We start from the raw sequence: 24,403 nt of genomic DNA, 5'->3' as shown, positions 1-24,403 counted from the left end.
ATTGAGAATTTTCCACCAAGTGATAAGATGAAAATAGTTTAGTCACAAAAAAGGAGATCGAAATGTGAGAAGAAAAGTCATCTTTGCCCTTTGCTCACTATGTGCTGTGCTTGGCTTTTTTACAGTTTTATCAGTGAATAAGGTTTTGCATTCCGAGTGGGAATTGCCTTCCGCTGTAAAAACTGATCAAGATCGCTTCCGTATCGTTCTGATCACCCAGGAACTTGATACACCGTTTTGGAGATTGGTAGGCGTAGGCGCTGCCAAGCAGGCGGAACAAGAGGGTGTCGGCTTCGAACTTTGGGGGAGCTACGGCAATAACCAGGAAGATTTTTTGAAACAAGTTGAAATTGCACTTCATTCGAAAGTTGACGGCGTCATTGTCCAGGGGAATGATACGGAAGAGTTCCAGCAATTGACCCGCATCAAGGCCGCTTCATACGGCATCCCGATCATTACTGTTGCAAATGATGTGCCGGTCGAGAAAAGCCTGCGTAAAACCTATGTGGGCTCAGACCATTATGAAGCGGGGAAATTGCTGATAGAGCAGTTGGTCGGTGATATGGGCGAAGAAGGGGAAGTTGTGCTGCTTGGGGACTTGGACCTGGAATACAGCCAGCGTCTCCGCTTGAAGGGGATGGAAGAAAGCCTCGAAAATCACCCGGGCATCAACTCCGTATATGTCGAGAGCGGATCTTCTGATGAGGAAGGGGCTGCTGCGACGCAGCAGGCACTCAATAAACATCCGAATGTCGATGCATTCATTGCGCTCAATGTCCGCCAGGCCGGGACAATGATGCAGGAAATCAGCAGGCGCACCGAACTTGAGCCATTTTATATTTATTCTTTCGACGACGGCTCCGATGCCTCCGATCTTTTAATGGAAGGAAAACTGGATGCCATCATCGAGCAATCACCAGAACAGATGGGGGAAACGAGTGTTGAAGTAATGATGCAATGGCTGCGCAACGAAGTGGTTCCACTCAACTCAGAAGGCTATATTACCGACATCCGGATTGTAGAGGGAAAGGGCGGATTGCCGTGAATACAATCCAAAAAAAGATTTGGATGCTCGCCGGTGCGGTAATCGTCATGATGTTTGCCATATGGCTGGCATTGACCTTCTATAATCAGAAAACGCAGGACCAATACAATGATATCTTGCAGCGCTATCTGCAGATGCACGAAGTGTCAGCTTCAAGCCAGGAGACGGTGACAAATCTAAATGAGTATTTGTCCGAGCCGACAGGACGGACCGCCAATAGATTGGAAGTAAGCCAGCAGCGGCTGATGGATGCTCAAGCTTCTCTTATTGAATTGCGCAATGCCCAAAACGAATTTACGTTGACCAATTACAGCAATATGATTGAAAGCTTTATGGAAACCGTGGAACGTTCTATTGCTTTCAGTGAACAAGGTGAAAACGAAACTGCCCTAACCGAATTTACAGAAGCTAGTCGTATATCCATCTATATTTCCGAAATGACCTTATCCATTTTCAATTCAGAACTCAAAACCTACGAGCGATTTTACCGTGACATTATCCGACAGTCAAAGGAACTGGACACGATGGGAGTCTTGCTATTGTCGCTTACGAGCGTTCTGTTGTTACTGTTTACCTATTTGTTTTCGCTAAGTATTACAAAACCTGTTCATCAATTGACAAAAGCGGCGAACGAGTTGGCAAAAGGACGCTTTGATCATCCGATTCGAGTGAATTCCAATGATGAAATTTCTTTTTTGGCAAAAACCTTCGATCATATGCGAGTCAATATCAATAAACTTATCCTGGAAATCCAGCAAAAAGCGCAAGTGGAAAGCGAATTGCAGGAAAGTAAACTGCTATTGCAACAGAGCCAAATGCGCCATTTGCAAAGTCAGGTTAATCCGCATTTCTTATTTAATACATTAAACACCTTATCGAAGAAAGCTTATTTGGATGGTGCGCAAGATACCAGTGATTTGCTGGTCAGTGTCGCTAGCCTGCTGCGCTACAATTTAAAGCGCCTGGACCATACGGTGACGCTGGAAGAAGAGGCTTATGTGTTAAAGCAGTATATGGAAATACAAAAAGCCCGCTTCAGCGATCGTTTAAAGTTTCACGTCGACCTAGACGAAACTGCATTAGTGTATCAGATGCCAAGCCTGACGCTTCAGCCGCTCATTGAAAATGCGGTGATCCATGGAATTGAGCCGAATGAGGATGGTGGCCAGATATGGTTCCGCATTAAAGACTTAGCGGAACATATAGTTATTGAAATTGAAGACAATGGCCTGGGAATGGATGCAGCCACCATGGAGAAATTGCGCTCAGGCGGCATCAATCCTCAAGAAGGGCATGCGACAGGCATCGGCTTTGCCAATGTCACCAAACGGCTGCACTTGTTCTATGGCCGCGAAGATGTGGTGGAAATCGAAAGCACACTAGGGAGAGGAACGAAAATCATCTTGAAATTGCCGAAAGTGATGGAGGTTGAAAATTATGTTTAAACTCCTGCTCGTTGATGATGAACCGATTGAACGTGACGGCATGCAGGCGATTCTGCAGCATGCATTCCAGGACATGGAAATCAAACAAGCGAAAAATGGCAAAATTGCTGTGGAAATCGTAGCCCAGTGGAAGCCCGATGTGGTCTTTATGGACATTATGATGCCCACCATGAATGGTTTGGAAGCGATAGAAGAAATCAGGCAGACCGACAAGGAAATCGAATTCGTCATGATGACTGCATTTGATACTTTTGATTACGCGCGGCAAGCCATCAAGCTTGGCGTTAAAGATTATTTGCTGAAACCCAGCAAGGCGGGTGAAATCGTTGCAACTGCCGACAAGCTCTTCATGCAGCTGAAACAGAAAATAAAGGAATCAGCCCAACGCCAGCAGGAACAAGAAGCGCTTCAAAAAGCACTGGCAATTGTTGAAACAGATATTGTCACCCAATTATTGTTCGACCATGTCCATGAAATGCATATCGATTTGCTCGTTGAAATGCTGGAAACCCAGCCAGCAGAAGAAAAATTCGTCATGACGGTTCACGTTCCAGAAGGAGCGGAACATTTTTATGCTGACATAAAAGAGAAAATCAGCAAGGGAAATAATGTCTGGATGGGTGCGTGCTATGACAATCACTTGCCGCTCATCGTCTTTCGCAATCCGCTCCAGTCTTTGCGGTCCCAAGCAATCACGCTCGCCAACGGAATATTGGCGTTGACAGATAGGAATGAAGGCTGGTTTGTCGGAATTGGGACAATTTGTGAATCGCTCGATGACGTACGGAATTCCTATCAGAAATCACTCATTGCCATGCTGGATCTGAAAGCACCTTCACGCTATCGGTTTTATTCGGATGAACTTGAACCTATTAAAGCGGACGTACCGGTGTTCATCAAACAACAGGAAAAGAGATTGGTTGACTTTGTGAGGCTGGGGGAGTGGGAAGCGGTGGAAGGCCTTGTGCTCAATGTTATCCGGCAACTCGAGCATGCAGGGGAAAAAGTGCTGAGAACACAGCAACGTTCGCTTGAATTTTTATGGCTGACAACCCGGGTCATGGCGGAAATAGGCATAGAAGCGGAGACGCCACTTTATTCGATTCCAGCAAAGGACTATCGGCAACTGATGTCTGAAACGCTCGAAATGATAAACGGCTTGAAAAAAATCTATATGACTCAGTCTAGCCGGATGGAATTCGATAAAATCCACAAAATCAAGCAATTCATCACAGAGCATTCACATGAAGATATCTCACTTGATATACTGGCGCGGAAAGTGGATTTAAGCCCAATTTATATCAGCAAAATGTTCAAAGAAAAACTCGGCATCAATTACATCGATTTTCTGACGGAATGCCGGATTGAAAAAGCGAAAAAGCTTTTGGCTGATCCGAAAATAAGCCTGAAGGCAATTGCTCTTGAGGTTGGGTACCATGAACCGAACTACTTCAGCAAAGTTTTCAGGAAAATGAATGATATATCTCCTACAGAGTACCGAATGACCTTGCTGAATGCTGGAAAAGCAGAAGGAAGTGGAACATGAAGCTGCTTAAGAGGATGCTATTGCTGATAGTTAGTGGGGGTTTTCTTATGGCTTGTCAGGAAACCATCGAGGTTCCGGAAAAAGCCGTTTTCAAAGAAGATGTTTTGATAGCGGATGATGAGCCGCTGAAAATCGGCTTTGCAATGGATACGTTGAAGGAAGAACGCTGGTTGAAAGACAAGGAATTGTTTCAGGGAGCGATCGAGTCACATGGCTTGGAAGTGGAGATTGCAGCAGCAAATGGAGATGATGCGCTGCAAATTGCCCAAGCAGAAGAAATGATCCAAAATGGCATCGATCTTCTGGTCATTGTTCCCCATAACGCTGAAGCAACAGCTGCTATTGTCCACAAAGCCCACGGAGCAGGCATTAAAGTCATCGCTTACGATCGCTTAGTGAAGAATGCGGACATCGATTTGTATGTTTCCTTCGATAATGAAAAAGTGGGCGAGCTGCAAGCTGAAGAAATGATGAAATTGGTTCCGAAAGGCAATTACGTCTATATCGGCGGCGCACCGACAGACAATAATGCGCATCTGCTGAAAAAAGGAGTTTTTAATATTCTGCAGCCGGCAATCGACCGTGGCGATATCAAAATCATCTATGATGAGTGGACGGAAGATTGGGATCCGGAAAAAGCTTTTGTGCATATGTCGGAAGCATTAGAAATCAACAATAACCAAATTGATGCTGTCATTTCAGCAAACGATGCAACTGCCGGCGGGGTCATCAAGGCTTTGGAAACCCAGGGACTCGAGGGAGCAATTCCTATAGCAGGCCAAGATGCAGAACTTGCTGCTGTCCAGCGCATTGTCGATGGAACCCAAACGATGACTGTCTATAAACCGATCCAAGAATTGTCTGAGCGGGTAGCAGAACTTGCTGTCCATCTTGCACAAGACAAAGACTTCAAACCGACCGTAAGTATAAACAATGGAAAAAGTGAAGTGCCCGCTGTGCTGCTCAAACCTATAGCAGTCAACAACAATAATTTACGGGATACCATCATCGCAGACGGATTTCATTCGGAAGAAGAAATTTATGGGAGAGAGTAAACGCTAAGAACAATCCGCGATAAAAATACAATGTATCCCTGTGCTCATATGTAAATACCAAATTGGAACCGAGCCTTCCACGCAACGAAAAACTTCGAGCTTGAAAAGAAGCCTTGGCTGCCAATAAGGCTTTTACATGTTATCGGTTTTGTGCTGTAGATGGGAGTGAGGAATTGGAAAGACGCTGCAATTTACGAAGTTCAACAAAAACAATCAGCGTAAATGTGATGAATGCCAGCGGCCGAAAGTGTCTCGCGGGCAAGAAGAATAATATAGAAGCGCCAATTCTTGTGATTGGGAATTGGCGCTTTTTCGCATCCGCATTTTTCAAAAACGGGCCGGAATCGCGTCCGAGATATGGGCAAAAAAGCCAGAGTGTACTGCTCGTTCGACGGGGTCTTCCTTGACTATTAAAAAAGCAGGAATTATACTATAATGAAAGCGCTTAATATTCAGAAAACAAAATACGTAATTGGCTCAGACAACACAGAGATGGTAAGGTTCATAGGCGATTTATCAAGTCCAAAAGAACCTAGATAAGCCATCTTTCTCTTTTGGAGAAAAACTAAAACGTTTTCGAAAACTCGAAAAACTCTTGAAGGAGGGGGGATTGGATGATGAATTATTCACTCGGAACAGGACAATACAAAAACTGGCTGCTGTCGGAAACGGCTTTTTCAGCTGATACGCTCGGCAAAAGCGAAGCGGTCATGCTGCTCGGCAACGGCTATATGGGGCTCCGTTCAGACAATGAAGAACCGTATTTAACGGAACAGCGCAACCTCTTCATCAACGGGACATTCAATAAGGCCGAAGCCAATGAAGTGACAGAACTGCCGAACGCCGCAAATATAACCCGCCTGGATATCCGAGTAGACGGGGAACGCTTTTCATTGGAATTCGGAGAAACAGAAAACTACATAAAACAACTCAATATGAAAGAAGCCGAGCTGACACGCTCGTTTGACTGGACTTCTCCTAAAGGTAAGACATTGCGGTTCTGTTTCAGCCGTTTCGTGTCTTTGGATGAACTGCACCTGATCGGCATGAAAATGGAAGTGGAAAGCTTGACGCATGATGTGGCTTTGTCTTTTGACAGCGGCATTAATGCGCAAATGACCAATTCAGGTGTTCAGCATTTCCGAGAAGGCGAACGGCGGATTTTGGATGAGCGATTCATTCAGCTTGTTCAGACGACAGGCGAATCCGGAATTGATATTGTCCATAATACGGTACATACATTAAAGCTCAACGGCGAAAAAATCACCGCGCAAGCCGACAAAGACATGGCACGCAGAAAAGCATGGATGACGTATAACATCGAGCTGCGTCCGCAAGACCGCTTTGTCATGGAGAAGCTGTCGACGGTGCATACGAGCAAAGACTCGGATCAAAATCCCGGGCCATACGATCTGCAGGAGTTGCGCAAACAGTCTCTCGAACAGCTGAAAGCCCATGACGCACAGGGCTACGAAACATTATTTGAAGCTCACCGCCGTGCGTGGCAGGGAAAAGTATGGGGCGCTTACAACGTCGAAGTGGAAAGCAGCGAGGCGGTCGACCAGCTCGCGCTCCGGTTCTCGCTTTATCATTTGACCGCCATGATGCCGGCACACGATGAACACATGGGCATCGGTGCGAAAGCGTTAAGCGGAGAAGGCTATAAAGGGCATTCGTTTTGGGATACGGAAATCTTCATCTTGCCGTTCTTCATCCTATCGAACCCGGAAGCGGCAAAATCTTTGCTGACATACCGCTATCACGGCCTTGCCGGAGCCAGGCAGAAAGCTGTGGGCAACGGTTATGCGGGGGCCATGTATCCGTGGGAAATGGCGTGGCCGACTGACGGCGAAGTGACGCCGGTGTGGGGCGATATTGATATCGTCACCGGCGAGCAGACGAAAATTTGGTCGGGCTTTATCGAACAGCACATTTCGGCGGACATCGCGTTTGCGGTTTACCAATACGAAAACATCACCGGCGATCAGCAATTCATGGAGCGCTGCGGCTACGAAATGGTATTTGAAACCGCGAAGTTCTGGGCGAGCCGTTTCGAATGGAACGACCAGCACAATCACTATCACATCAATGGTGTCATCGGCCCGGATGAATACAAAGAACACATCAACAACAATGCCTTCACCAACCATATGGCGTATTTCAATTTGAAGTTGGCGATGCGTTATGCGGACAAGCTGTCGCAAGAACATCCGGATCTATGGAAAGCATTCGGCTTGGATGCCGACTACACAGACTGGCAAGAGAAAGCAGACCGGCTTTATTTGCCGGAACCGCGTGTTGAAGATCTGGTGATGCCGCAGGACGATACGTATTTGCAGCTGCCGGAAATCGACCTCGCGAAATATAAGAACCAGTCGAAAGTGAGAACGATTTACCGGGATTATAACGCCGAGCAAATCAACGGCATCCAAGTGACAAAGCAAGCGGATACGGTCTTGTTGTTTTACTTGATCGACCAGACATTCCTGCGCGACGATCCGCGCTTTTCGGAAACAGCTAAAAAGGCGAACTTCCGATATTACGAAGCGCGGACGCTGCACGATTCCTCACTGAGCCTAGCGACCCATGCCATCATGGCGAATGATATCGGGGAGCGGGAGCTGGCTTACGGGCTGTTCCGGAAAACATGCGACATCGACATGGGGCCGGACATGAAAACTTCGGACGAAGGCATCCACGCCGCGTCTATCGGCGGCATTTGGAAATCGGCGGTGTTCGGCTTTGCCGGCGTCCGGCTAGCAGATGGCAAGCTGCGGATCAACCCGCGGCTTCCGAAAAACTGGCAGTGCATGCGCTTTCCGATTTATTGGCAAGGGCTGCAGCTGCAGCTCGATATTAGCCATGATTTCATGGAGATCGAGGCAATCGGCGACACGCCGGTTGAGTTCGAAACGGGCGGTACAGTTTACAAAGTGGGCCACCGCTTGAAAATACCGCTCAATCATAAAGAGTCGCTATCATCACAATAAGAAAGATAGTTCCAAAATGAGCAATCATTTTGTTTGCTATAGCATTCCACTAATCAAAGGGGGCAACACACATGGCGTTCAATAAAAAATTAGTTACCGGTATGACACTTGCTGCATCGATGTCGGTTCTCGCTGCATGCGGCGGAGGCAGTGATGAAGGATCGAATGGAGAGTCGGGGGAAGCGGCTGAAGGCATTACGATTTTCCAGACTAAGGTCGAAATTTCTGAACAGCTCGAAGCTGCTGCCGCAGCCTATACGGAAGAAACAGGTGTGGACGTGGAAGTGATCGGGACGACTGGGGATGACTATGCACAACAACTGCAGATTCGCTTGAATAACGGAACAGGCCCTTCTATTTTCAGTGTCGAGAACGCTCAAGTAGCACAGCGCTTGGAATCTTATATGTATGATTTGAGCAATGAAGACATGGTTGAAAACATCGCACCGGATATGGAATTGGCGCTGGACGATAAAGTCATCGGCATCCCTTACGGCGTTGAAGGATTCGGCATCGTCTACAACAAAGAAATGGTCGACCCGGCAGATATCGCGGATATGGATTCCTTTGTCAGCACACTTGAAGGATTCAATGCAGAAGGAATCAACGGATTCGGGCTATCGTCTGAAGCGTACTTCCTGATCGGGCATATCAGCAACTATCCATTCTCGCTCCAGGAAAACCCGGTTGAGTTTATGGAGCAATTGACTAATGGAGAAGTGTCGTTGACAGATACTCCGGAATTCGGGGAGTTCGGCGAGGCGATGGAAGCAATCCGTGCGAACACACCAAGTCCGTTAAGCACGACTTATGATACGCAAGTCGGTGATTTTGCTGCCGGCAAAACAGCGATGATCCACCAAGGCAACTGGGCATCCGGTATGCTTGATGAGTTTGAAGTGGACTTCGAAGTCGGCATGGCTCCATTCCCGCTCGCAGGAAATGACCAGCTTGCTGTCGGCGTAGGAAGCAACTGGGCAGTAAACTCAGATAAAGACCAAGCTGAGATCGATGGAGCGATCGAGTTTCTTGACTGGCTCCACACAAGTGAAACTGGCCAGAAATTCATCGTCGAAGATTTTGGATTTATCCCGGCAATGACGAATATCGAAGCTGGAGATTTGGATCCGTTGTCACAAGCAGTATTGGAAGCATCAAATAGTGGAGAAACAATTCCGTGGTCCCATAACTACTACCCTGCCAATGTTATCCCGAATGACTTCACGCCAGCAGCTGAAAGCTTCTTCGTGAACGAGGATATGACAGGTGATGAGCTGATTGAAGCGCTAGAAGCCGCATGGCAGAACGCTGCTCAATAAAAAAAGTAATAGGAACACGCCTGTATTGGCGTGTTCTGCTTTTTCTATATGAAGAGTAAGCAGCAATGACAAGAAAGTAGGGATGGACGTGAAGAATAGGAAAAATATCGGCTGGTATCTGTTGTTTACAGTTCCGTTATTGGTCATTTTTACCATAGTTGTTGTCATTCCATTTGTGATCGGCATTTATTATGCGTTTTTTGACTGGGATGGAATCGGTGCGAACCCGATGGTCTTTACCGGATTGGAAAATTTCAGGGTACTGCTCGAGGATGAACGGTTCTTGCGCTCGGCTTGGTTGACGGTGCTGTTTACGGTATTGTCGGTCATCTCGGTCAATGTGGTCGGGCTGGCATTTGCGCTTCTCGTCACTTCAAAGCTGAAGCTGGCGAACTTGGCGCGGACAATGCTGTTCATGCCTTATTTGATCGGCGGGCTTATCCTTGGTTACATTTGGCAGTTCGTGTTCCTCGATGTTTTCACCTTGCTGGGGGAAGTGACCGGATTCGAATCGATTTTCTTCAACTGGCTGAACAATGAAACGTTCGCGTTATTTGCGCTAGTATTTGTCTTTACGTGGCAAATGGCCGGTTATGTGATGATCGTCTATATTGCGGGCATTCAAGGCATTCCTGGAGAATTAGTCGAAGCTGCGAAAATTGACGGCGCCAGCTCTTGGCAGCGGTTTTTGAACATCACGGCACCGCTTTTGATGCCGGCGTTCACAATCAGCTTGTTCCTGACACTTTCCTATGGCTTCAAAATTTACGATGTCAACTTGTCGCTCACTGGCGGCGGTCCGGCAAACGCGACGGAACTATTTGCCATGAATATTTACAATGAAATCTTCGGTTATGGAAACTATGGCTACGGCCAGGCGAAAGCGATTGTGTTCTTTATCATCATCGCCGCAATCACCATGACTCAAGTGTATATTACGAAAAAGCGGGAGGTTGAAATGTAATGAAGATCATACGCACATGGTCGAAAGAAATACTGCTGTTACTGATGGCGCTAGTATTCCTATCTCCCATCTATATCATCTTTGTTAACTCGTTCAAGTCTCGCCAAGAGCTCTATGAAAACACCTTGGCCTTTCCGCAGGAGTTTAGTTTGCAGTTCTACGAAGCGGCAATGGCGCGGATGGATTTCTTCAACGCCTTTATGAACTCCATGTATGTCACGGTCGTATCGGTCGTGTTCATCATCATTCTGTCTTCCATGACCGCCTGGATGCTCGCACGGTCCGGCAATAAGATCAGCACCGTGATTTTCATGACGATGATCGCGACGATGCTCATCCCGTTCCAAACGATCATGATGCCGTTGATGCAATTGGTGACCGGCATTACGAGAGAAACCGGCATTCCGCTTTACAACTCGCTTAGCGGATTGATTTTCATGAACATCGGATTTAATGCGGCTCTGTCTGTCTTCTTGTATCACGGCTTTATTAAATCGATTCCGATTTCGCTCGAAGAAGCGGCGACCATCGATGGCGCGTCGAAGTTCGGCGTGTTCTGGCGCATCATTTTCCCGATCTTGACACCGATTACCGCGACGGTTGCAATCTTGAATGTCATCTTGATCTGGAATGATTTCCTGTTGCCGTCTCTGACATTGATCGACAAAAGCTTGCGCACCATTCCGCTTTCCGTCTTTTACTTTTTCGGCGAGTTCACCATTGAATGGAACATGGCGATGGCTGGCCTGACGTTGACCATTATTCCTGTTGTGATATTCTATATGATCGCGCAGAAATACATTATTAAAGGAATTGGAGAAGGTGCTGTAAAATAAGCCCTTTTCTGTTGGAGGGGTAGTTATGCTGGAACTGAAAGGAATCGCAGGTGTGCTGTATACGGTGAGCGAATGGATTATGCGGTTGTCGGCCGTCAACTTGATGTGGTTCATATTGAGCTTGCCGTTCTTTACGCTGCTTGTGGCAATCGACATGAGCGATTCCGCCGGCCGGATTTGGTTCGGCTTGGCGGCTTGGCTGTTTGTCACCTTTTTGTTTTTCCCGGCTACGGCGGCTGTGTTTTCTGTAGCCCGGAGTTGGATCGTGGAAGAGGATTATTCTTCTGCATTCAAAAAGTATATATACCATTTGAAATCGGATTATAAAGCAAGCATTAAAACCGGTGCCCTTTTTGCGCTGGTTTGGCTTGTCTGGTATTACAATTATTTTTACTTTTACAGTGAACAAAACAGTGTTGCGTTCCTGTTTCTCATCATCGGATTGGGTATGTTTATCTTCACCGTCAATTTCTTGTCGATCAGCGCCCATTACGACATGAGCAGCAAAGCACGAATGAAAAATGCCTTTTTCATTTCGGCAGGGCGGCCGTTGACGAGCCTTTCTATTCTCGCGAGCAGCGCAGTGTTGCTGTGGATCAGCTTGTTCCAGCTATTATGGCTGTTGCCGCTATTGGTGTGCTCGTTGATTGCGTTCGTGTCGTTTTCAGCATTCCACAAGGCAACCGTAAAAATCACTGGAAAAGCGGCGTCTAATACGACGGCGTGAAGCACGAATTACCATCTTTCAACACTCAAGGAAGTGAATCCAGACGTGGCGACGATCAAAGATGTGGCGAAAAAAGCGAATGTATCTGTCAGTGTCGTTTCAAAATCATTCAATAATTACAAAGATGTCAAAGAAGAAACCCGCCAGCGCGTATTGGCTGTAGCGAGCGAATTGAACTATTCACCGAATATCAATGCGAAAAACTTGTCTTCAAAAAAGCAGATGACGTTTGGGTTGATTTCCTCGGGCGTGCTCAATGACAACGAAAAAGACAATAATGCGTTCGATATATTCAAAGGGGTGTACCAGGCCATCTCGGAAAGCCGCTTTGAGTTATCTATCTACCTTATCGATTCCCAGAAGCAGAAACAGCAAAGCTATGTCCAGTACTGCCGCGAGCGCAATATCGGCGGCGCTATTTTGCAGGGCATTCGGACGGATGATCAGTATTACAAGGAATTGATCGATACGAGCCTGCCGTGTGTCGTGCTGGATATTATGAACGACACGTCAAATGCACTGATCGGAACGGTGTCCATCGACAACGCAAAAGCTAGCAAGGAAATCGCTGCGTACTTGCTCGCGAAAAACCATCGCGCCATCGCCATTATCGCGGGCACCGCCGAAACCCACGTCAACAAAGAACGGATAAAAGGCGTGGAACAAGCGCTGCATGCATATGGCATGGAGTTGGATGATGTCGATGTACTGGACGCGGGCTTTTCTGAAGACAAAGCCTATGCGCTCGCAAAAGCGTATTTGCAGGAACATCAGCCGACGGCATTTCTTTGCTTTAGCGATTTGATGGCAATCGGCGTGATGAAAGCGATCAAAGAAGCGGGATTGCAAATACCGGAAGATATTTCGATTACCGGATTCGACGATTTGGTGTTCAGCAGCTATACACAGCCTGCGCTGACGACAATTCGCCAGGATTTTGTCGAAATCGGCAGAACTGCGGCGCAATTGCTTCAAGATATTAAAGAGCATAAAAACAAACAGCAAGATGTTTGGGTTGAGCATCAGCTGATCGAACGGGACAGCGTAAAAACATTAGCAAGTACTTGATTGCTAGACAGAAAGGACTTAACTTCATGGCACACTCCCCAGAACTTATTATTTACGATCTCGATGGCGTCATTACCGATACGGCGGAATTCCACTTTTTGGCGTGGAAAAAACTCGCCGAAGAACTCGGCATCACGATTGACCGGCACTTCAACGAACAGCTCAAAGGAATCAGCCGTATGGATTCCCTCGACCGGATTCTCGCGCTGGACTCTTCGTCTATGTCCTTATCATATGAAGGAAAACTTGAGCTCGCCACACGGAAAAACGGCTATTACCTGGAGTTGATCGAAGCGATTAATCCGGACCATATCTTGCCGGGGATAACGGCTTTACTACAGGAAAATAGAAAAGCGAATATAAAGATAGCCCTTGGCTCTGCCAGCAAAAACGCGCCAATCATTTTGGAGAAACTGGGTCTCAGCCATTATTTCGATTGCGTAGTGGATGCCGCACAAGTACAAAAAGGCAAGCCAGATCCTGAAACTTTCACTACAGCTGCAGATGCCCTTGGAATCATTTACGAAAATTGCATCGGGATTGAAGATGCGGCTGCGGGAGTCGAAGCGATAAACAAAGCGAATATGTTCTCGGTCGCTGTCGGAGATGAAGCTCACCTGGCGCACGCCCATTACCGGGTGAACGACACGAAAGAATTGATTTTTGAAGACATCATCCAACGATTCCACGACAAGTATAAAGCTTAAAGTAAAACGAAAAACGGGAAAGGAGGGGCATACATGAGCTGGAAATTAACGAAATATGATTTGGATAACGAGAATTTATTGACCAACGAAAGCCTGTTGTCTTTAGGAAACGGGTATTTGGGGGTCAGAGGGAATTTTGAAGAAGGCTACACCGAAGGATTTAAATCAATCCGCGGTACATACATTAATGCGTTTCATGACGAAACGGAAATCAGTTACGGAGAGAAATTGTACGGGTTCCCGGAAACACAGCAAAAGCTATTGAATGTCATCGATGCTCAGTCCGTCGAAATTTATTTGGACGATGAACGTTTTTCGTTATTCGAAGGGGAAGTGCTGGCGTTTGAACGCAATTTGCACATGGATGCAGGATTCGCAGAACGTTACGTTCACTGGGTATCGCCTGGAGGCAAAGAAGTAAGAATCCATTTCAGGCGGATCGTTTCCTTTGCCACAAGAGAATTATTTGCGCTCGACATTAAAGTCGAGACCATTACGCCGGTCGGTACGGTGAAAATCGTCTCTACCATCAACGGGGATGTTGCCAACTATGTCGACAAAGAAGACCCGCGTGTAGCGTCGGGCCATGCAAAACGGCTGCGCGTAACCGAAGTGAGCCAGGAAGCCTCGTTCGCAATCGTCAAAGATACGACTTATGTGACAAATCTGGAAGTGGCGTGCATTTCGTCTTCCAACCTGCAAGCGGAAAGCTATGAATACACCAGCCAGCTGAGCGATTCCGCTATCGAAGAAACGTATCTGTGCGAAGGTGACGGCGCGATCCATTTCACTAAGCTTAATATCTTCACAGATACATTGCGCCACGGCGAAGACTTGATCGACGAAGGAAAGGTCCTGCTGCACCGCGTTCACGACAACAGCTTTGAACAGTTGCTGGCGGAACAAAAAACATACATGGATAATTACTGGGCCATATCGGACGTCGAGATCGAAGGCGACCAGCGTGTGCAAGAAGGCATCCGCTTCAACTTGTATCAATTGCTGCAATCGGTCGGGAAAGACACAGCGAGCAATATTGCAGCGAAAGGCTTATCGGGCGAAGGATACGAAGGGCATTATTTCTGGGACACGGAAATCTACATTTTCCCGGTATTTTTAATGACCAATCCGGAAATCGCGAAAAACTTATTGCTGCACCGCTATTCGACATTGGGCCATGCAAAAGAGCGCGCTAAGGAATTGGGCCATGAAAAAGGCGCCTTATTCCCTTGGCGCACCATTACCGGAACGGAAAGCTCAGCATTTTTCCCAGCTGGAACTGCTCAATACCACATCAGCGCAGACATTGCGTACAGCTATATCCAATTTTATTTGGCGACGAAAGATCAAGCGTTCCTGAAAAACTACATGGCGGAAGTGTTGTTTGAGACGGCGCGTTTATGGGAAGACACCGGCCATATGCAAAACGGCCAGTTCCGCATAGACGATGTGACAGGACCGGATGAGTACACGTGCATCGTCAACAATAATTATTATACGAATGTCATGGCCAAGCATAATTTACTGTGGGCGGCAAAAGTCTACCGCATGCTCGAAGAACAAGACGGCGACCATTTGAGGCAATTGACGAGCCGGCTGGAGTTGACCGAAACGGAAGTGGAAGGTTGGAAGAGCGCCGGCGAAAACATGTATTTGCCGTACGATGAAATTTTGGAAATCAACGCGCAAGACGACAGCTTCCTACAAAAATCCAGATGGGACATGAAGAAAACGCCTCGCGAGAAGTTTCCATTATTGCTTCACTACCACCCGTTAACTTTGTACCGTCACCAAGTATTAAAGCAAGCCGATACGGTGTTGGCGCATTTTCTGCTCGAAGACGAACAGGACGTGCAAACGATTAAAAATTCCTATGATTATTACGAGGAAATCACAACACACGATTCTTCCTTGTCATCTTGTGTCCACAGCATCATGGCGTCAAAACTCGGCTATTCGGAAAAAGCCTATAGCTATTTCAACGAAACCGCCCTGTTGGATTTGGAAAACACACACAAAAACACAAAAGACGGCTTGCACATGGCCAATATGGGCGGCACATGGCTCGGAATCGTTTATGGATTTGCAGGGCTCCGGCTCAAGGAAAATGGACTGTCGCTGTCTCCGGTGCTGCCGTCAGAATGGAATTCGTTCAAGTTTCATCTGCGCTACCGAGCGAGAGTGCTGAAAGTCCACAAGACGCGTGAAGCGACCATCTACACACTCGTCGAAGGGGAAGGCCTGAGCTTTACCCATAACGGGGAAGCGTTGTTTGTGGAAAGCGGAAAAGAATTGATCGTTCTAGAAGCCACGGTGTAGGCCAGTAAATAACTATTGCGGGAGGGCATTTAATGAGCAGTTTAACTTTAAAGAACGTTAAAAAGGTATACGATAAAGGCGTCGTGTCTGTGCAAGACTTCAACTTGGAAATCCGGGATAAGGAATTCCTCGTATTGGTCGGCCCGTCCGGATGCGGGAAATCGACGACGCTGCGGATGATCGCCGGGCTTGAAGAAATTACGGAAGGCGACCTCTACATCGGTGACAAGCGAGTCAATGACGTGTCTCCGAAAGACCGCGGCATCGCCATGGTTTTCCAGAACTACGCCCTATACCCACATATGAACGTCTATGACAATATGGCGTTCAGCTTGAAACTGAGCAAAATGAAAAAAGCAGACATTAAGACGCGTGTGGAAAATGCGGCGAACATCCTCGGTTTGGAAGAATTTTTGACACGCAAGCCGAAAGCATTGTCGGGCGGCCAGCGCCAGCGTGTCGCTTTAGGGCGCGCGATTGTCCGCGACGCTAAAGTATTCCTCATGGATGAGCCTTTGTCCAACTTGGATGCCAAGCTGCGCGTCCAAATGCGGACGGAAATCCAGAAGCTGCACCGCCGTCTGCAGACGACGACAGTGTATGTCACGCACGACCAGACAGAAGCGATGACCATGGCGACACGCCTAGTTGTCATGAAAGACGGGTTTATCCAGCAAGTCGGTTCGCCGAAAGAAGTATACGACGAACCGGACAATATATTCGTCGGCGGCTTTATTGGGTCGCCAGCGATGAACTTCCTGAATGGCCGTCTTGAAGGCAACCAATTTATCATGGGCGAGGTCAGCGTGCTGGTCCCTGAAGGCAAGCTGAAAATGCTGCGCGCTCAGGATTATGACGGCAAGGAAGTGGTGCTCGGCATCCGTCCGGAAGACATCCACGACGAGCCGGTGTTTATCGATCATTCCCCGCATACGAAAATCCGTGCGGACATTGAAGTTGCAGAATTGATGGGGGCAGAAATCGTTCTATACTCGGCCGTCGACAATCAGAATTTCGTTGCCCGCGTCGATGCCCGTTTCAGCGTCCAAGCCGGCGAGACGATCGACATGGCATTCGATATGAACAAAGTGCATTTCTTTGATAAAGATTCGGAATTGCGGATTAAATGATTTGAGTCAACATTTATTGAAAAAAGCGCTAATTTCCTAAATTGGAAATTAGCGCTTTTTTAGTATTCATTGATTAAGTGAATTATAAACAGTTTAACACTTCGGAAAATGGAGAAAAACCGAGGAGACTCCCGTGGGAAAGCGAGACAGACGAGACCCCGCAGGGAGCGGAGCGACTGAGGAGGCTTGGCGCTCGCCCACAGGAAAGCGCAGCGGTTTTGTGGAATATCGACAGAAAAGCTATAAGTTGCCACTTAAAATATCAAAAGTTTTTTAAATATTTGGTTGACTTCTTGATTCCTTAGTAATAAGATAGGGATTAATTTAATAATCTTATCCAGAGAAGCCGAGGGACTGGCCCGTTGACGCTTCAGCAACCCCTGATATGTATCAGGAAGGTGCTACTTCCAGCAAGGATTCAATTCCTTGGGAGATAAGAGAGCGGACCCGTCCAAATTCAGATAGCCCTCTTTTCTCGTTTGATGAGAAAAGAGGGCTATTTTTATTTTCACCTGAGGGCTGCGTAAATTACCGATTTTCAGGAGGAGGAACAAGACGATGACGAAAAAACGAATTTATTTGAATGCTTTTGAGATGGTGTGTGCAGGTGGACATCAGTCGCCGGGATTATGGCTCCACGAGGACGACCGGTCGCATACGTACAAGGACAGCGAATACTGGATCGAACTCGCGAAGCTGTTGGAAAAAGGGAAGTTTGATGCGGTGTTCCTAGCAGATGTATTAGGCACATATGACGTCTATGGCGGCACGCGTGATGCGGCGCTCCGCAATGCGGTGCAGACACCGGTCAACGATCCATTATTGGTCGTGCCGCTCATGTCGTCGGTGACAAAGCATTTGAGTTTCGGGGTGACGGCGTCCGTGAGCCATGAACATCCGTACACGTTCGCGCGGCGCATGTCGACTCTCGACCATTTGACGAAAGGGCGCATCGGCTGGAACGTGGTCACTTCCTACTTGAAAAGCGCAGCACTCAATATCGGCCTGGAAGACCAGATGAGCCACGACGAACGCTATGAATTTGCGGCGGAGTATTTGGATGTCTGCTATAAATTATGGGAAGGCAGCTGGGAAGACGGCGCGGTCGTCCGCGACAAACAGTCGAGAGTGTATACCGACCCGTCGAAGGTCCACGACATCCGCCACGAAGGCAAATACTTTAAAGTGCCGGGAGCCCATTTAGCGGAACCGTCACCGCAGCGCACGCCGGTGTTGTTCCAAGCAGGCGCATCGCCGCGCGGCCGGGAATTTGCGGCACAGCACGCCGAATCCGTTTTTACTGCAGGGCCGACGATTCCGGTCGTGAAAAAAGGCGTCGACGCATTGCGCGAACGCATACGTGCGAACGGCCGCAATCCGGAAGATGTGCTCGTCTATACGACATTCACCGCGATCGTCGGCAAGACCGAACAAGAAGCGCAGGCGAAATACGAAGAACTGAAAAGCTACGTCAGCTACGAAGGGGCACTGGCGCTGCTCAGCGGCTGGACAGGCATCGATTTCTCCGGATACGAGCCGGATGACACGCTGGAATATATCCAAAGCAATTCGATGCAGTCAGCGGTCGAAGTGTTCACACGCGCGGACCCGGACCGCAAATGGACAATCGGCGAGCTGGCCACGTTTGTCGGCATTGGCGGAAGAGGGCCGGTCGCGGTCGGAACGCCGGAACAAGTGGCAGATGAAGTCGAGCGCTGGAGAGATGAGACCGGCGTCGACGGCTTTAACTTGGCTTACACACTGGCACCCGGCAGTTTCGAAGACTTTGTCGAACTGGTCATTCCGGTGCTGCAGGAGCGCGGACTTGTCCAAACAGAATACACGGAAGGCACATACCGCGAAAAAGTCTCTGGAACGAACCAAGCGCATTTGAAAGAAGATCACCCGGGCATCCGCTTCAAGGATTTGCATGAAGTAGTCGGGAAATAAAGGAGGAATGGGTATGCTGACAGCTTACTGGATCGGCGTCGTTGTCTTCTGGATAGCGGGGCTGACTTTATGGAACAAATTGTACCCGAAACCGAAAACTAAAGGAGGCGAGCGCAATGCGTGATGAAACTGCTTGGCTCTTGCCGCTGATCATCGTAATGCTCGTCGGCTATTTCGCCTTCACGACCTGGCTCGGGAAAAAAGGAGCGGTCCATAGCGGTTCGATGAAAGGCTTCGCAATCGCTAGAGGAAAAGTCAGTCCCGCGATCGTCGGTGTCAGTTTTGGCGCTTCCTATGCGAGCGCCAATTTATTCCTCGGTGTGCCGGGCTGGGCTTATACATACGGGTTGTCGACGCTGTGGTATACAATCGGCTGCTTCGGGGTCACATGGCTCGGGCTGCTGCTGTTCACAAAAACCTTTTGGCGCTACGGCCAGAAAAATGGCGGCAGCTTGACGGTGCCGCAGTGGCTCGGCAACCGCTACAACAGCAAAGTATTGCAAGTACTCGTCGCGCTGTTAGTGTTATTCAATGTCTATTATATCGTCGGTCAAAACGTCGGGCTGGCGACGATGTTCGAGACGGTCATCGGCATCCCCTATTTATGGGGCATCGCAATCGGCGTCTTCATTACGGTCGTCTATGTGAGCCTTGGTGGTGCGTTTGCACAGATTGTCAGCGACGGCATCCAAGGCATCACGATGGGGGCGGTGTCGATTCTATTATTCGTTTCGTTACTTTGGACGATCGGCGGCGGCTGGAATGTGCTCGGTACGCTGCAGTCGGAACTCCGTGCAATCGACCCGGCGCTCGTCGCACCACTGTCGACAGGCGGGCCGTTCTATAGCGGCTTTGCGGTTTTGAGCATACAGTGGCTGTTGTTTTCATTCGTCCTGCTGCCGCATTTGATGAACAAAGTGCTGACGGTCGAAAAAGAAGAAGACCTCCGGACATTCACTTTGTCCGCCGGCATTTCATTGTTTACGCTGTCGATCTTCTCGGTATTTGCAGGACTTGCTGCTCGTATCATCTTGCCGGGACTCGCTTCTGCGGACAGCGCCATTCCGGCGTATATCATGGAAGCATTCCCGGTCGTCATCGTCGCGCTTCTCGTCATGGGGCTGATCTCGGCAATCTTGTCGACGACCGACAGCTTATATCTCGGTATCACTAACAGCATCGGCAACGATTTGTTCAAAGTGCTGGCCGTTCCGGTTCTGTATAAAAATAAAAACTTAACGGAACAGGAACTCGACGGCAAAGTGCTGAAAGCATCGAAAATCTCACTCGTCTTTATCGGGCTGCTGTCGCTGTATATGTCGATGAACCGCCCGGAATCCTTGGCGCTGTTGACCAACTTCGGCACATCCGCCATCATCAGCGGCATCGCAGCGCCGATTAGCCTCGGCTATATCTGGAAGCACGCCAACAAATCCGGCGCCATCGCATCCGTTGTTAGCGGGGCAGGCTGCTATATGATTTTGACTGGCACCGGCATCATCGAGCACGTCTTTCAAGCGATGTTCTTCAGTTCCATCCTCGGTTTCGGGTCGATGATTTCGGTTAGTCTGCTTGCTGAAGCGCTGAAGAAGCGGGAAAGAATGGCGCAGGAAGCTGTGAGGGGATTGTGAGTTCATCAAAAAGCTCCGAAGCCATTCGGAGCTTTTTGCCTTCCCTCCCAAGTTTCAGGAAAACTTCAAAATTCCAAGTTCACTGCTCTTGTTTCTTATAATGAAATCCAATAGGCTGAAAAGAGCGATTGGCGGTATAAGCGCATTCGCCAGCGAATATGATCCAGTGAGAAAGAAGGAATTATCAAGTGAAAAAAACATTATTATTACTTAGTGCATTACTCGTTTTGCCGACGTCAGCCCAGGCGCATTCGGTACTTGAAGCGTCCATTCCGGCCGAAGGAGCTGTCGTGACAAAGCAAATCGAGAAGATTGCGCTGGATTTCAGTGCCGGGATCGAGCAAGGCAGCACGATGAGCATGACGGCAGACGGCGAAGCGGTCGACTTTAGTGAAGTGGCAGTGATGGACGATCAATTGATCGGCACGCCGGCGCAAGAGTTGTTTGATGGTTCGTATATTGTGGAATATGCCGTACTGAGTGAAGATGGCCACCCGATTGAAGGGACGCTTGCGTTTGAGTTGGAAACCGGCGTGACTGAACAAGCAGCCGAAGAAGCAGAAGACCAAGCAGCGGAACAAGAAGTTACAGATGAGGCAGCTGCGGAAGAGTCCGAGGTGGAATCGGAAGTGACCGAAGAAGCTGCGGCAAGTGAACAGGCAGCTCCTGCAGAACAGTCCGGAAGCAATACGACGCTCATCATTGCTGGGCTCGCAATTGTGCTGCTGATCGGTGCAGTCATATTGATGCGTAAGAAACGATGAACTGGTTCATTGCGCTGTCGGATTTCCTGCTTTATGCCGTATTGGCATTTTTGGCAGGGGACGTCGTACTGCGCTTTATCAAAAAAGAGCGAAAGCCGCTCATTAGAGTATCGAAAAAGCTAGTGCTTATCGCACTCGCACTCGTGCCGGTTTTACTGGCTGCACCGGTCATTCAGCTTGTGCTGTTGCTGTCCGACGCATATGGTTTGCCGCAAGCAGCCATTGATGTCGTGGTAAAATTCCGCACTGGCCAGAGCTATGTGTTCGGCATCTTGATCGCGGTCGCGTGGTTTATGACAGTGTGGCGCGGCGGTTCTGCAGCCGTAAGGGCGTTTTGGCTTGTGCTCAGCGTAGTGAACGTCGGCTATGCGAGCCACGCGGCATCGATTGCCGAGTGGCAAGGCTTTATCGGCCACACGATCCATTTTCTTGCGCTCGTGTTATGGGCGGGTGTGCTCATCCATATCGCGTGGTTTTTGAAAAGCGCTGATAATTGGCGATCATTTCTCCGCTGGTTTACGCCATTTTCCGTGGCGATGATGGTTGTCTTGGTCGGCACAGGAATTTGGCTCATGCTGTTCTTTGTTGCACCAACAGATTACGCGAGTTCATGGGTGCTGCCGTACGGGCAATTATTATTGCTCAAGCATTTGAGCGTCGTGCCGCTGTTGCTCGCAGCTTTGATCAATGCGATTTTATCCAAGGGGGATGCGCCGAACCGGGCGTGGCTCAAAGTGGAGAGCTGGCTCTTATTGCTCGTGCTGTTGATCACGGCGTTTATGAGCAAACTGGCGCCCCCGCATAACGTCAACGAAACCTTCCGCTTAGAAGGCGTGGCCCCGTTTTCGGAATGGCTGGTCGGGCCGCAGTATATCCCGATAAATGCCGTATGGACACCGAATATCGACGGATTTTTATTGATGGGGATCAGCCTATTATGTCTCGGCTTGCAGTGGCTCAGCTACCGCAAACAATTGCCGGAATGGCTCGCATTCGTTTTCGGAATTGGATTTGTCGCCGCGATGTATATCGGCTTGATGTTCAGTTTTCTATTTTGAAAAAAAGCTTCGCCGATTAGCGGCGAAGCTTTTTTTCGTGGGAATGGAAGCACAAAAAAGCTGAAAACGGAAATCTCCGTTTTCAGCTTAGGGTTACATCCGGCCTTTCATCATGCCTTGCCAGTACATTGCGGGAAGTCCGTATTTCTTCATAAGATACATGCTCCGGCGTTCTTTGCTTTGATCGAACGGGAACGTTTCAGAAGGGACATTATCGTATTTGAATTCAGCCATGATGAGCGAGTGATAGCCGGTGACGAGCGGGCAAGAGGTATAGCCGTCGTATTTGCGCCACGGCTTTTTGTCTTTCAACAAGGCATACAAATTCGAGACGACGACAGGCGCTTGTTTCCGGACCGCCGCGCCTGTTTTGGACGTCGGCACACTTGACGCATCGCCCAGTCCGAATACATTGTCATAGCGTTTATGCTGTAAAGTGAACGCATCGACCTCGACCCAGCCGGCAGCATCAGCCAAAGGGCTCTTTTTGATGAATTCCGGTGCGCTCATATACGGCACCACATGGATCATCTCATAATCGAGCGTTTCTTCTTCATTCGTATTCAAATCTTTGAACGTCGCTTTTTTGTTCGGGCCGTCAATTTTGACCAGGTCTTTGCGGTAATTGACGTGGATATCGCGTTCTTTAACGATTTCGTTCAATGTATCGGCGTATTTTTTGACTGCGAAGATCGTCGGATTCGCCGTTTCGAAGACGACTTCCGACTTGTCTCGGACGCCCTGGTTGCGGAAGGCTTCTTCTGCTAAATACATAATTTTCTGTGGTGCGCCGCCGCATTTGATCGGCGAATTCGGGTGGGTGAAAATGGCGCGTCCGCCTTTGAAATTGCGGATTGTTTCCCATGTATAATCGACATGGTCATACGAGTAATTGCTGCAAATGCCGTATTTGCCGACATTACCTTCGAGCCCTTCGATTTTATTCCAATCGAGCTGAATGCCAGGGCAGACGACCAAATATTTATAGTGGATTTCCGTTCCGTCTTTCATGATGACAAGGTTATTTTCGGGCTGGAACTGGTCGGCTGCTTCCTGATACCATTTGACGCCTTTTGGAATCAGTTCGGCTTCAGCGTGCTTGGAGACGCTTTTGTCGAAAACGCCGCCGCCGACGAGTGTCCAGATCGGCTGGTAATAATGGTTTTTGGACGGTTCGATAATGGCGATATCCAAATGGCTGATTAAACGCTTCAATCTGGCGGCGACCGTAATGCCGGCCGTCCCGCCGCCAACAATAACAACTTGGTGGATATTCATCTGTTCACCCCATTCATAATAGTAGGTAATTCCCGTGGCAAAAACTTATAGGCTGTGCTGTCCATTAACCGGGCGTCGAATTCATAGATCGCCTCCTGTTATCAGAAATTTCTATATATTATAACTTTATAGTAAATTGAGGATTTGTCAAAAAGATTTGATTAAAGCCGATAAGAATATTTCGACTATCGGATATACTATTGAGACTTATATTTCATTACGTTACACTTGAGAGTGGCAAGGAATGGATTTTGACAATTTGAAAATTTTCTTTCTATTATAAGTTGAACGAATAATTTCGTATATAAGAGTCCACTGCCAACGATATTCCGCAAAACAGCTGCGAAAAAAGCTTTGCTCTACTCTCACTGCGTTCGAGCATCGGAAATGAATAAGCTTAGCTTCCCTTCGCTTATTCATTTCCTGGGGCTCGCGCTGAACGGAGTTGGAAAACCTCCTCCGTTTCTGCTCCCCAAGGAGTCTGCGCTGTTTTGCTCCATGTCTATTTCTTAGTCTGCAAATTATCATCGTATAGGAATAAGTAGTAATTCACTGATATTTCTCTAGTTCA

Annotated in this window: 18 protein-coding genes and 1 riboswitch; of the genes, 17 read left to right on the top strand and 1 reads right to left on the bottom strand. The window is 48.2% G+C overall.

Annotated elements, in window-relative coordinates:
• The first annotated feature begins 133 nt into the window (after nt 1-133).
• The 17 genes from J7E21_RS14265 (at nt 134) to J7E21_RS14185 (ending at nt 22,554) form a co-directional block, all read left to right on the top strand.
• The gene (locus J7E21_RS14265) at nt 134-1,045 is read left to right on the top strand and encodes a sugar ABC transporter substrate-binding protein (RefSeq protein ID WP_353047795.1); all 912 of its coding nucleotides are present in this window, start codon (nt 134-136) and stop codon (nt 1,043-1,045) included.
• Nucleotides 1,042-2,490, top strand: a complete 1,449-nt coding sequence (locus tag J7E21_RS14260; protein WP_215108923.1) for a sensor histidine kinase — start codon at nt 1,042-1,044, stop codon at nt 2,488-2,490. The genes J7E21_RS14265 and J7E21_RS14260 overlap by 4 nt, the downstream gene beginning before the upstream one ends.
• Nucleotides 2,483-4,036, top strand: coding sequence for a response regulator (locus tag J7E21_RS14255; protein ID WP_215108921.1), 1,554 nt, complete (start codon nt 2,483-2,485; stop codon nt 4,034-4,036). Before J7E21_RS14260 ends, J7E21_RS14255 begins: the two co-directional genes overlap by 8 nt.
• Before the next feature lie 47 nt (nt 4,037-4,083).
• Nucleotides 4,084-5,091 (top strand): D-xylose ABC transporter substrate-binding protein, encoded by a 1,008-nt coding sequence (gene xylF / locus J7E21_RS14250; RefSeq protein ID WP_251048021.1) that lies wholly within the window; start codon nt 4,084-4,086, stop codon nt 5,089-5,091.
• 614 nt (nt 5,092-5,705) lie between these two features.
• Nucleotides 5,706-8,081 carry a glycoside hydrolase family 65 protein gene (locus J7E21_RS14245; RefSeq protein WP_215108917.1) on the top strand — a complete coding sequence of 792 codons (2,376 nt, stop codon included), beginning with the start codon at nt 5,706-5,708 and terminating at the stop codon, nt 8,079-8,081.
• Between the two features lie 71 nt (nt 8,082-8,152).
• Entirely contained in the window at nt 8,153-9,400 is a 1,248-nt protein-coding gene (locus J7E21_RS14240; RefSeq protein WP_215108915.1) for an ABC transporter substrate-binding protein, read from the top strand.
• A gap of 88 nt (nt 9,401-9,488) precedes the next feature.
• Nucleotides 9,489-10,364: a carbohydrate ABC transporter permease gene (locus J7E21_RS14235; RefSeq protein WP_215108913.1), complete on the top strand. Its 876-nt coding sequence runs from the start codon at nt 9,489-9,491 to the stop codon at nt 10,362-10,364.
• On the top strand, nt 10,364-11,200 hold the full coding sequence (locus J7E21_RS14230) for a carbohydrate ABC transporter permease (protein ID WP_215108911.1): 837 nt from the start codon (nt 10,364-10,366) through the stop codon (nt 11,198-11,200). The genes J7E21_RS14235 and J7E21_RS14230 overlap by 1 nt, the downstream gene beginning before the upstream one ends.
• Nucleotides 11,201-11,225: 25 nt before the next feature.
• On the top strand, nt 11,226-11,927 hold the full coding sequence (locus J7E21_RS14225; RefSeq protein WP_215108909.1) for a YesL family protein: 702 nt from the start codon (nt 11,226-11,228) through the stop codon (nt 11,925-11,927).
• 45 nt (nt 11,928-11,972) lie between these two features.
• Nucleotides 11,973-12,995, top strand: coding sequence for a LacI family DNA-binding transcriptional regulator (locus J7E21_RS14220; RefSeq protein ID WP_215108907.1), 1,023 nt, complete (start codon nt 11,973-11,975; stop codon nt 12,993-12,995).
• 26 nt (nt 12,996-13,021) lie between these two features.
• The gene (gene pgmB, locus J7E21_RS14215) at nt 13,022-13,702 is read left to right on the top strand and encodes a beta-phosphoglucomutase (protein ID WP_215108905.1); all 681 of its coding nucleotides are present in this window, start codon (nt 13,022-13,024) and stop codon (nt 13,700-13,702) included.
• Nucleotides 13,703-13,735: 33 nt separating this feature from the next.
• On the top strand, nt 13,736-16,021 hold the full coding sequence (locus J7E21_RS14210; protein ID WP_215108903.1) for a glycoside hydrolase family 65 protein: 2,286 nt from the start codon (nt 13,736-13,738) through the stop codon (nt 16,019-16,021).
• 32 nt (nt 16,022-16,053) lie between these two features.
• On the top strand, nt 16,054-17,151 hold the full coding sequence (locus J7E21_RS14205; protein ID WP_215108901.1) for an ABC transporter ATP-binding protein: 1,098 nt from the start codon (nt 16,054-16,056) through the stop codon (nt 17,149-17,151).
• 330 nt (nt 17,152-17,481) lie between these two features.
• A riboswitch (SAM riboswitch) is annotated at nt 17,482-17,591 on the top strand.
• A 118-nt stretch (nt 17,592-17,709) separates the two neighbouring features.
• A complete protein-coding gene (locus J7E21_RS14200; protein WP_215108899.1) occupies nt 17,710-19,101 on the top strand; it encodes an LLM class flavin-dependent oxidoreductase in 1,392 nt (463 codons plus the stop codon).
• A gap of 116 nt (nt 19,102-19,217) precedes the next feature.
• The gene (locus tag J7E21_RS14195) at nt 19,218-20,732 is read left to right on the top strand and encodes a sodium:solute symporter family protein (protein ID WP_215108897.1); all 1,515 of its coding nucleotides are present in this window, start codon (nt 19,218-19,220) and stop codon (nt 20,730-20,732) included.
• Between the two features lie 188 nt (nt 20,733-20,920).
• Nucleotides 20,921-21,496: a copper resistance CopC family protein gene (locus J7E21_RS14190; RefSeq protein WP_215108895.1), complete on the top strand. Its 576-nt coding sequence runs from the start codon at nt 20,921-20,923 to the stop codon at nt 21,494-21,496.
• Complete coding sequence (locus J7E21_RS14185; RefSeq protein ID WP_215108893.1) at nt 21,493-22,554, top strand: copper resistance D family protein; 1,062 nt, start codon at nt 21,493-21,495, stop codon at nt 22,552-22,554. Before J7E21_RS14190 ends, J7E21_RS14185 begins: the two co-directional genes overlap by 4 nt.
• 93 nt (nt 22,555-22,647) lie before the next feature.
• Here J7E21_RS14185 and J7E21_RS14180 read toward each other — a convergent pair whose 3' ends face one another.
• Nucleotides 22,648-23,832 carry an NAD(P)/FAD-dependent oxidoreductase gene (locus J7E21_RS14180; protein ID WP_215108892.1) on the bottom strand — a complete coding sequence of 395 codons (1,185 nt, stop codon included), beginning with the start codon at nt 23,830-23,832 and terminating at the stop codon, nt 22,648-22,650.
• Between the last annotated feature and the right edge of the window lie 571 nt (nt 23,833-24,403).

Source organism: Planococcus sp. ISL-109, from assembly GCF_018613655.1.
Classification (GTDB): Bacteria; Bacillota; Bacilli; order Bacillales_A; family Planococcaceae; genus Planococcus.
This window is presented reverse-complemented; position numbering and strand designations above follow the sequence as displayed.

Excerpts from the sequence above, each read along its gene's own strand:
- J7E21_RS14255 (WP_215108921.1), top strand. The coding sequence starts at position 2,483 with ATGTTTAAACTCCTGCTCGTTGATGATGAACCGATTGAACGTGACGGC.
- xylF (WP_251048021.1), top strand. The coding sequence starts at position 4,084 with ATGGCTTGTCAGGAAACCATCGAGGTTCCGGAAAAAGCCGTTTTCAAA.
- J7E21_RS14245 (WP_215108917.1), top strand. The coding sequence starts at position 5,706 with ATGATGAATTATTCACTCGGAACAGGACAATACAAAAACTGGCTGCTG.
- J7E21_RS14240 (WP_215108915.1), top strand. The coding sequence starts at position 8,153 with ATGGCGTTCAATAAAAAATTAGTTACCGGTATGACACTTGCTGCATCG.
- J7E21_RS14230 (WP_215108911.1), top strand. The coding sequence starts at position 10,364 with ATGAAGATCATACGCACATGGTCGAAAGAAATACTGCTGTTACTGATG.
- J7E21_RS14225 (WP_215108909.1), top strand. The coding sequence starts at position 11,226 with ATGCTGGAACTGAAAGGAATCGCAGGTGTGCTGTATACGGTGAGCGAA.
- pgmB (WP_215108905.1), top strand. The coding sequence starts at position 13,022 with ATGGCACACTCCCCAGAACTTATTATTTACGATCTCGATGGCGTCATT.
- J7E21_RS14210 (WP_215108903.1), top strand. The coding sequence starts at position 13,736 with ATGAGCTGGAAATTAACGAAATATGATTTGGATAACGAGAATTTATTG.
- J7E21_RS14205 (WP_215108901.1), top strand. The coding sequence starts at position 16,054 with ATGAGCAGTTTAACTTTAAAGAACGTTAAAAAGGTATACGATAAAGGC.
- J7E21_RS14200 (WP_215108899.1), top strand. The coding sequence starts at position 17,710 with ATGACGAAAAAACGAATTTATTTGAATGCTTTTGAGATGGTGTGTGCA.
- J7E21_RS14195 (WP_215108897.1), top strand. The coding sequence starts at position 19,218 with ATGCGTGATGAAACTGCTTGGCTCTTGCCGCTGATCATCGTAATGCTC.
- J7E21_RS14185 (WP_215108893.1), top strand. The coding sequence starts at position 21,493 with ATGAACTGGTTCATTGCGCTGTCGGATTTCCTGCTTTATGCCGTATTG.
- J7E21_RS14180 (WP_215108892.1), bottom strand. The coding sequence starts at position 23,832 with ATGAATATCCACCAAGTTGTTATTGTTGGCGGCGGGACGGCCGGCATT.